Source organism: Achromobacter sp. SIMBA_011, assembly GCF_046535435.1.
GTDB lineage: Bacteria > Pseudomonadota > Gammaproteobacteria > Burkholderiales > Burkholderiaceae_B > Achromobacter > Achromobacter dolens.
The window spans coordinates 1-276 of the sequence record NZ_JAWRWN010000362.1; the positions used below are offsets into that span (position 1 = coordinate 1).

1 protein-coding gene is annotated in these 276 nt (G+C 66.3%); it reads right to left on the minus strand.

The annotated features are described in order from the left end of the window. A partial coding sequence (locus SB816_RS31300; protein ID WP_410548154.1) for a Rieske 2Fe-2S domain-containing protein occupies nt 1-276 on the minus strand: 276 nt, incomplete at both ends.

The following is a 276-nucleotide window of genomic DNA, read 5'->3' on the forward strand; positions in this document are numbered from 1 at the left end:
CGGCGCCGTCGTTTTGCGGAATCTTCACGCAGCGGCCGCTGCAATCGTAGGTCCAGCCGTGATAACCGCAGGCGATGTTGCCGTCGTCGTCGACGAAGCCTTTCGAGAGTTTCGCCGTGCGATGGCAGCAGCGGTCGCGCAGCGCGTGCGGCTGCCCGTCGGCGCCCTTCCAGAGCACGATCGGTTCGCCGAGCAGCGTGAACGGTTGCGGGCCCGCGTCGAGTTGCGACAGCGGCATGATGGCGTACCAGAAGCGGCGCAGCACTTTCTGTTGCG